The following is a 7807-nucleotide window of genomic DNA, read 5'->3' on the forward strand; positions in this document are numbered from 1 at the left end:
CGCCTACCCCTCACTTGAACCCCGAAGACCTCCTGGCCCTGATGCCCCCGCACCACCGCGAACCCGTCGACATGCGCGAAGTCATCGCGCGCCTCGTCGACCACTCCGACATCCTCGAATTCAAACCCCTCTACGGCGCCGCCACCCTCTGCGTGCAAGCGCGCATCGAAGGCCACGCCATCGGCATCATCAGCAACAACGGCCCGATCGACGTGGCCGGTGCGAACAAGGCCACGCACTTCATCCAGTGGATGTGCCAGCTCGGCCACCCCCTCATCTACCTGCAGAACACCACCGGCTACATGGTGGGCAAGGACAGCGAGCAGGGCGGCATGATCAAACACGGCAGCAAGATGATCCAGGCCGTCACCAACGCCACCGTGCCACAGATCACCATCCAGTGCGGCGCGTCCTTCGGCGCCGGCAACTACGGCATGTGCGGACGCGGCTACGCGCCGCGCTTCCTCTTCAGTTGGCCGCAGGCCAAAACCGCCGTGATGGGCAGCGAGCAGGCCGCGCGCACCATGCAGATCGTGGCCGAGGCCGGCATGGCGCGCAAAGGCATCACGCCCGATCCGGCGCAGATGCAGGCGCAGTTCGACCAGATCGTGAACGTGTTCGAACGCCAGGCCGACGCCTTCTACACCAGCGGCCTCGTGCTCGACGACGGCGTGATCGACCCGCGCGACACGCGCGCCGTGCTCGGCTTCTGTCTGGACACCTGCGCCGAAGCCGCCGCGCGAGAACCCCGGCCCATGCAGTTCGGCGTGGCGCGCATGTAGACGCGCACGAAATACCCCAGGAGACACCGATGGCATTCACCCACGAACACCGCGAAGTCCAGAAGACGCTCAAGCGTTACATCGACGAGCACATCAACCCGCACGTGGACGCGTGGGAAGCGGCCGAGATGATGCCCGCGCACGAGATCTTCAAAGGCCTGGGCGATCTCGGCCTGCTGGGTCTCACCAAGCCCGAGGCCTACGGCGGCGCGGGCCTCGACTATTCCTACAGCATGGCCATGGCCGAGACGCTGGGCCACATCCACTGCGGCGGCGTGCCCATGGCGATCGGCGTGCAGACCGACATGGCCACACCCGCGCTCGCGCGCTTTGGCAGCGAGGAACTCAAGCGCGAATTCCTCGCGCCCGCCATCGCGGGCGACGCGGTGGGCTGCATCGGTGTGAGCGAGCCCGGCGCGGGCAGCGATGTGTCCGCCATCAAGAGCGTGGCGCGCAAGGACGGTGACGACTACCTCATCTCCGGCCAGAAGATGTGGATCACCAACAGCCTGCAGGCCGACTGGATGTGCATGCTCGTCAACACCAGCGACGGCCCCGCGCACAAGAACAAGAGCCTGGTGATGGTGCGCATGCGCGACGAGAACGGGAAACTCGTCAAAGGCATCGAGGTGGCGCAGAAGATCCGCAAGATCGGCATGCACAGCAGCGACACCGGCCTGATCTATTTCGACGACGTGCGCGTGCCCCAGCGCAACCTGATCGGCCAGGAAGGCGCGGGCTTCATCTACCAGATGCAACAGTTCCAGGAAGAGCGCCTGTGGTGCGCGGCCAGCACCTTGCAGTCGCTCAGCAACTGCATCGAGTGGACGGTGGAATGGGCGCAGGAGCGCAAGCTGTTCGGCGCGTCGCTGGCCGACCAGCAGTGGGTGCAGTTCAAGCTGGCCGAACTCAAGACCGAGGTGGAGAGCCTGCGCGCGCTGACCTACCTGGCGGTGGAGCACTACGTCGCCGGTGAGGACGTGACGGAGTGGGCCACCATGGCCAAGCTCAAGGCCGGGCGCTTGAACCGCGTGGTGCCGGACACCTGTCTGCAGTTCTGGGGTGGCATGGGGTTCACCTGGGAGAACAAGGTGTCGCGCATGTTCCGCGATGGGCGGCTGGCGTCGATCGGGGGTGGGGCGGATGAGGTGATGTTGGGCATCCTGAGCAAGACCATGGGGATTGCGAAGCGGGCGGTGAAATGAAGCGCCGCGCCACGGCCGACACACCATGAAAAAACTCCTGATCGCCAACCGCGGGGAGATCGCGCGACGCATCATCCGCACCGCGCACGCCATGGGCATCGAAACCGTGGCGGTCTACTCGGAGCCCGACGCGCAAGCGCTGCACGTGCGCGAAGCCACCACCGCCTTCGCGCTCGGCGGCACCGCGTCGGCCGACTCCTATTTGCGCGTCGACCGCCTGCTGGACGCGGCCGTGGCCACCAACGCCGACGCGGTACACCCGGGCTACGGCTTCCTGAGCGAGAACGCCGACTTCGCGCAAGCCGTGATCGACGCCGGCTTCCTCTGGGTCGGTCCGCCACCCGCCGCCATCCGCGCGCTGGGCAGCAAGTCCGCCGCCAAGGCCCTTGCCGCAGAACAGGGCGTGCCCTGCCTGCCCGGCTACTTTGGCGACGACCAGCGCGAAGAAACCTTCGTCGCCGAGGCGCAGCGCATCGGCTATCCGCTCATGGTGAAGGCCGTGGCCGGTGGGGGTGGGCGCGGCATGCGCCTGGTGCACGAGGCCGCACAGTTGTTGCCCGCGTTGAGAAGCGCGCGCTCCGAAGCCCTGGCGGGATTCGCGAACGGCGATTTGCTGATCGAACGCGCGCTGCTGCGCCCGCGCCACGTGGAGGTGCAGGTGTTCGCCGACACGCACGGCCACTGCGTGCACCTGGGCGAGCGCGACTGTTCGGTGCAACGACGCCACCAGAAGATCATCGAAGAGTCGCCGAGTCCTGCCGTCTCGCCCACCTTGCGCGAAGAGCTGGGGCGCTGTGCGGTGAGGCTGGCGAAGGCGGCGGGCTATGTGGGGGCTGGGACGGTGGAGTTTTTGCTGGAGGGGCACTCTCACCCCAGCCCTCTCCCGCATGCGGGAGACGGTATCGATCCCTTCTTCCTGATGGAGATGAACACGCGCCTGCAGGTCGAGCACCCCGTTACCGAAGCGGTCACCGGTCTCGACCTTGTCGAATGGCAACTGCGCATCGCACGCGGTGAACCCTTGCCGCGCACCCAGGGCCACATCAGCTTCACCGGCCACGCCATCGAAGTGCGCCTGTGCGCCGAAGACGAACACTTCACGCCGCACACCGGCCGCGTGTTGCATTTCGCCGAACCTCCCATGCCACGCGGCCTGCGCTTCGACCACGCGCTGGAGACCGGCGGCGAAGTCACGCCGCACTACGACGCCATGCTCGGCAAGCTCATCGCCCACGCGCCCACCCGCGCCGAGGCGATCGACCAACTCGCCCACGCACTCGACCGCACGCAACTGCTCGGCCTGCCCACCAACCGCGCCTTCCTCGCCGCCTGCCTGCGCAACCCCGTCTTCCACGAAGGTGGTGCGCTCATTCCCTTCCTGGCCGAAGAGGGCGAGGCGATCCGCGCCACGCTGCAGCCCCCGCCCGACGCGGTGCTGGCGGGCGTGCTCGCCGCCGTGTTCCACGCCGAAGCCCCGGCCACCGCGCTGCCGTGCCCCTTCGCCCGACCGCTGCGCTGGCAGCACGGCGAGCAGGTGCTGGACATGGCGGTGCAGGAACAAGGGCAGGGCGCCTTGCGCGTCACGCTGGACGAGCGCGCCGTGCAAGCCCGCGTGAGCCCCGGGCGCGTGATGATCGACAGCGTCACCTGGCCCGTGACCATCGCCGCGCTCGGCGAGGGTCGTTGGCAGGCGCAGGCCGGCGCGCACAGCGTCGAACTCACCGACATCGGCCTCGCGCCGCGCGAGCGCGCCGGTGGCGCATCGGCCGCGCGCGAGTTGCGCGCCCCCTTCAACGGCAAACTCATCGCGGTGCACGCCCAGCCCGGCGAGCGCGTGGCGAAAGGCGAGCCGTTGCTGGTCATCGAATCGATGAAACTCGAACACACCTTGACCGCGCCACGCGACGCCGTGGTGGACAGCGTGTCCGTCATCGCCGGCCAGCAGCTCGCGCCGGGGCAACTGCTGATCACCTTCGCCGCCTGACGACATGGCCACCCCGCACGACTTCACCGCCGAAGACCGCGCCGCGCTCATCGACACCGTGCAACGCTTCGCCACGCAGGCCATTGCGCCGAACGTGACCGTGTGGGACGAGGCAGGCGAATTCCCCGACGGCCTGCGCCAGCAAGCCGCGGCGCTTGGCCTGCTGGGCCTGGGCTACCCCGAGCACCTGGGCGGCACACCCGCTCCATGGGGCGTGCGCAACGCCATGTCGCGCACGCTGGCGCGCTTTGGGGGCAGCGGCGGCGTGATGGCCAGCCTGTTCACCCACAACATCGGCCTGCCGCCCGTGCTCGCGCACGGCACACCCGAACTGCAGGCCGAGGTGATTCCCCCCGTGCTGCGCGGCGAGCAGATTGCGGCACTCGGCATCACCGAACCCGGTGGCGGCTCCGACGTGGCCGCGCTGCGCACCACCGCGCGCCTCGAAGGCGACGAGTACGTGATCGACGGCGAGAAAGTTTTCATCACCTCCGGCATGCGCTGCGACTGGATCACGCTCGCCGTGCGCACCGACCCGCACGGCAAGGGTGCTTCCGGCATCTCCATGATCGTGGTGCCCTGCCACACACCCGGCATCTCGCGCAACGCGCTGCAGAAGATGGGCTGGCATTGTTCCGACACCGCGCACCTGCATTTCGACGGCGTGCGCGTGCCCGCGCGCTACCGCCTCGGAGCCGAGGGTGCGGGCTTTCGCATGGTCATGGGCAACTTCAACGGCGAGCGCCTGGCCCTGTCCGCCATGGCGCTGGGCTTCGCCGAAGCCTGTTACGACGAAGCCCTGGCCTGGGCGCGCCAGCGCAGCACCTTCGGCGCGCCGCTGATCGAACGCCAGGTGGTCCGCCACAGGTTGATGGACATGCGCATGCGCCTCCAGTCCACCGAGGCCTGGCTGGAAGCACTGGGTGCGCGCGTCGATGCGGGAGACCACGGCGCGGATTGGGTGGCGAACGTCTGCCTGCTCAAGAACCACGCCACGCAGACCATGCAGTTCTGCGCCGACGCGGCGGTGCAACTGCTCGGCGGCATGGGCTTCATGCGCGGCACCATGAGCGAACGCCTCTACCGCGAAGTGAAGGTGATGATGATTGGTGGCGGCGCCGAAGACATCATGAAGGAACTGGCCGCCCGACAATGGGAACTATGAGCAAACACACCACCACCTCCGCCGCACCCGTCGTCTTCGAGCCCGAATTCATGGCCATGCTCAAGGACCTGTTTGAAGAGAAGGTGGTCTTCAACCGCGTGATGGGCCTGAAGATCACCGACGTCACGCCCGGCATGGTGAGAGGCCGCCTCGCGATGAAACCCGATCTGGTCGGCCACTACCTGCACAACCGCGTGCACGGCGGCGTGGTCAGCGCGTGCCTGGACTCCCTGGGTGGCCTGGCCTGCATGGCCGCCATGGGCGCGCGCCACATGGACGAAGACCCGGCGCAACGCGTGCACCGCTTCACCAAACTCGGCACCATCGATCTGCGCGTCGACTACCTGCGCCCTTGCGTGGGCGAGCACTTCGACATGCGTGCCGAGGTGCTGAGGTTGGGGTCGCGCGTGGCGAGCACGCGGATGGAGTTTCTGGGGGCGGATGGGAAGCTGCTGTGTACTGGGGCTGGGGCTTATATTGTTTCTTAGTGTTATTTCAAGCATCGTGCACAGGGGCACGTTCTCCGCAGGAGCGTTTTATTGCACGGGACCAGAGGGTTGGGCTGGTGCCCGTACCGTCAAAGTTTCGATCTCGTGTCTCGGAATGACTCGGGCTCTCTTCAGGCCGATGTCGAAGTAGGCCAAATGGGTTGATGAGCTGTCCAGTACATAGCCGGTTCCCATAGGTTCTCCTCGCCTTAGTAGCTGGATGCAATTGGATCGAGACTCCTGGCACCCTTTAGAAAAGTCCTTGACATTGGTCGCTGCAAATTCCTTGCCAATGATCCCGCCTACTGTTGCGGGTATCCCTACAAGAAAGAACATCACGACCGTGACCGAAACAAGAAGAATCGCAAGCCAAGTACCGATGGCGGCCAGTGTCAATATTTTCTGCACCCATACAGGGAGTCTCTTGAACCAGCCTAGCTTCTTCTCTGCAACCAAAAATGGATTCCAAGACCCAGTCAGAAGTCGTGCGTATAGGACAAGGATCGCTGACGCGAGAACGACCCAGTGAAAGTTCTTTAAGAACGTGAGCAGTAACATTCCGGCGCCATTCCATACGCCGTAGTAGCCTCGAATCAGAAGCCAGTCAACGGACTTCGGAAACTGGTCGGAGTTAACTCCCCAAGCATACAGATAGGTTTGATGGATCACCACTCCCATCAGATGAAGAAGTACTGTCGCCACGCCGATCAAGGCTGTCGCAGTTGCTATGACGCTTGTCCACGTGACAGACGGTCTGGAAGACATCCGCACAAGGCCTTTGTCAAGGATGATTGGATTGGATTCATTCATGGTGTTGCTCAGCGCGGGCGACCGCATCCTCCGGCTCCCTGCGCAGGAGTTTGGTGTTGACGGTGTTTCAAGGAAAGTGGCCTACCGTGGTCGAGCCACAAACGAGGCCGCGGACAGTGCACAACTCGCGCCAATAGCACCAGGCAGAACATAGAGACGAGGCGCAGCCTTGAAGTCGAAGAGCCTGTAGAGCTGATACTGTTGCGCTCGAACTTCTGATTTGGCAACCTCGTTGCGCGTCACAAAGAACGGTGTCTCAAACCCGTACTTTGTTGTCTTGACCTCTATCAAGCGCTCGGCACCAGACTCTTCAAACGAAAGAATGTCAAAGCCCGCGTGATCTCCTGTGACTACTGAGGTGTGCTCGATGCGGGAGGCAAGCGACTCCTTGCCCGCATGAATGAGCCGTGCCGTCTCATAGTTGAGGACAAAGAGTTCGCCCGCCGTGCCCAGGGATCGATTGCGCGCTTCTCTTTCAACATAGTTCGTAGAAAGTTGCATGAGAGGGGGCTGCGCTTCACGAACGCCGTGTGGTTCTGTCGCGGCATAGGGTTTGCTGGTGAGGATGGCAAGGATATCGTCAACCTCAGGAACAACGATAGGTGAGTCCGCATCGGCGGCAGCAATTGAAAGCAACGATGTGCTGTTCGGAAGCAGCTCTGCAAGGACTTCAGCGATGAGGCCTTGATAGTTGGGCAACTGCCTGTACCCGGGGATGTAAGGGAAATTGGAATCGATCAGCGCGGCACTGATATTCCTGTGTTTGAACTCGATGGATTGCTCCGACCGTCCATTCAATAGCGGCATCAAGGCCCGCCGATGTGCAGATTTGTTGAAAGGCGTTCCTGCCAACCAAGACGAAAGCATGGACAGATAGTCCCGCACGGTTGCCTCAACCTCTTCCCGACTCCAGTCTTTTCCTGTCATGGTCGGAGATTGTGGCGGCTTTGATTGCATGGCGAACTGGTTTTTTTCGAGCGAAACATAGATCAGCAGTGTTAGTTAAATAGATTTACTTTTTACGCATCAAACCTGCTGCGTACGGCCAATGAACGATGTATGGAAACTCAATGAACCTTCCATACTCATCACAGTCCGATCTAGTTACAAGCAGTTTCGAATAGCTATCATCCGGCATTCGCACCGCGCGTTCCCAACCCGAGCCACCCGTTGTCGCTCGCAGCCACCGTCGGCGTCGCCAGAGAGGCAGACACCTTCACAGCCACCGGCCAGCATCGCCTCTCCGTCCTCCTTTCTTGCCATCCATGTCAGCACCTGACCGATCCGCCGCCGCGCCTCCACCCACCCGCATGCCTTGGCCCCGCCGGCTGTTGTGGCTGGCCCTGCTGCTCGGCATCGCCGCGCTGGCCTGG

The 7807-nt window shown here is 64.0% G+C and carries 7 protein-coding genes; 5 read left to right on the top strand and 2 right to left on the bottom strand.

Going from position 1 to position 7807, the window contains the following annotated elements:
* The 5 genes from FFS09_RS29975 to FFS09_RS29995 form a co-directional block, all read left to right on the top strand.
* Window positions 1-782, top strand: a 782-nt coding sequence (locus FFS09_RS29975; protein WP_289509320.1) for a carboxyl transferase domain-containing protein, incomplete at its 5' end; no start/stop codon positions are given.
* 29 nt (window positions 783-811) lie between these two features.
* Window positions 812-1987 carry an acyl-CoA dehydrogenase family protein gene (locus FFS09_RS29980; protein WP_137922556.1) on the top strand — a complete coding sequence of 392 codons (1176 nt, stop codon included), beginning with the start codon at window positions 812-814 and terminating at the stop codon, window positions 1985-1987.
* A gap of 25 nt (window positions 1988-2012) precedes the next feature.
* The gene (locus FFS09_RS29985) at window positions 2013-3971 is read left to right on the top strand and encodes an ATP-binding protein (RefSeq protein ID WP_137922557.1); all 1959 of its coding nucleotides are present in this window, start codon (window positions 2013-2015) and stop codon (window positions 3969-3971) included.
* A gap of 4 nt (window positions 3972-3975) precedes the next feature.
* Window positions 3976-5136 carry an acyl-CoA dehydrogenase family protein gene (locus FFS09_RS29990; protein WP_137922558.1) on the top strand — a complete coding sequence of 387 codons (1161 nt, stop codon included), beginning with the start codon at window positions 3976-3978 and terminating at the stop codon, window positions 5134-5136.
* Entirely contained in the window at window positions 5133-5624 is a 492-nt protein-coding gene (locus FFS09_RS29995) for a thioesterase family protein (RefSeq protein ID WP_137922559.1), read from the top strand. Before FFS09_RS29990 ends, FFS09_RS29995 begins: the two co-directional genes overlap by 4 nt.
* A 48-nt stretch (window positions 5625-5672) precedes the next feature.
* Here FFS09_RS29995 and FFS09_RS30000 read toward each other — a convergent pair whose 3' ends face one another.
* Together FFS09_RS30000 and FFS09_RS30005 are read right to left on the bottom strand one after the other, a co-directional pair.
* Window positions 5673-6434 carry a hypothetical protein gene (locus tag FFS09_RS30000; protein WP_137922560.1) on the bottom strand — a complete coding sequence of 254 codons (762 nt, stop codon included), beginning with the start codon at window positions 6432-6434 and terminating at the stop codon, window positions 5673-5675.
* Between the two features lie 81 nt (window positions 6435-6515).
* A complete protein-coding gene (locus FFS09_RS30005) occupies window positions 6516-7361 on the bottom strand; it encodes a protein NO VEIN domain-containing protein (RefSeq protein ID WP_137922561.1) in 846 nt (281 codons plus the stop codon).
* Window positions 7362-7807 lie beyond the last annotated feature (446 nt).

This window comes from Hydrogenophaga sp. 2FB (genome assembly GCF_005503365.1).
Lineage (GTDB): Bacteria > Pseudomonadota > Gammaproteobacteria > Burkholderiales > Burkholderiaceae_C > Hydrogenophaga.

Coding starts and splice junctions, on each gene's coding strand:
- FFS09_RS29980 (WP_137922556.1), top strand. CDS start 812: ATGGCATTCACCCACGAACACCGCGAAGTCCAGAAGACGCTCAAGCGT.
- FFS09_RS29985 (WP_137922557.1), top strand. CDS start 2,013: ATGAAAAAACTCCTGATCGCCAACCGCGGGGAGATCGCGCGACGCATC.
- FFS09_RS29990 (WP_137922558.1), top strand. CDS start 3,976: ATGGCCACCCCGCACGACTTCACCGCCGAAGACCGCGCCGCGCTCATC.
- FFS09_RS29995 (WP_137922559.1), top strand. CDS start 5,133: ATGAGCAAACACACCACCACCTCCGCCGCACCCGTCGTCTTCGAGCCC.
- FFS09_RS30000 (WP_137922560.1), bottom strand. CDS start 6,434: ATGAATGAATCCAATCCAATCATCCTTGACAAAGGCCTTGTGCGGATG.
- FFS09_RS30005 (WP_137922561.1), bottom strand. CDS start 7,361: ATGACAGGAAAAGACTGGAGTCGGGAAGAGGTTGAGGCAACCGTGCGG.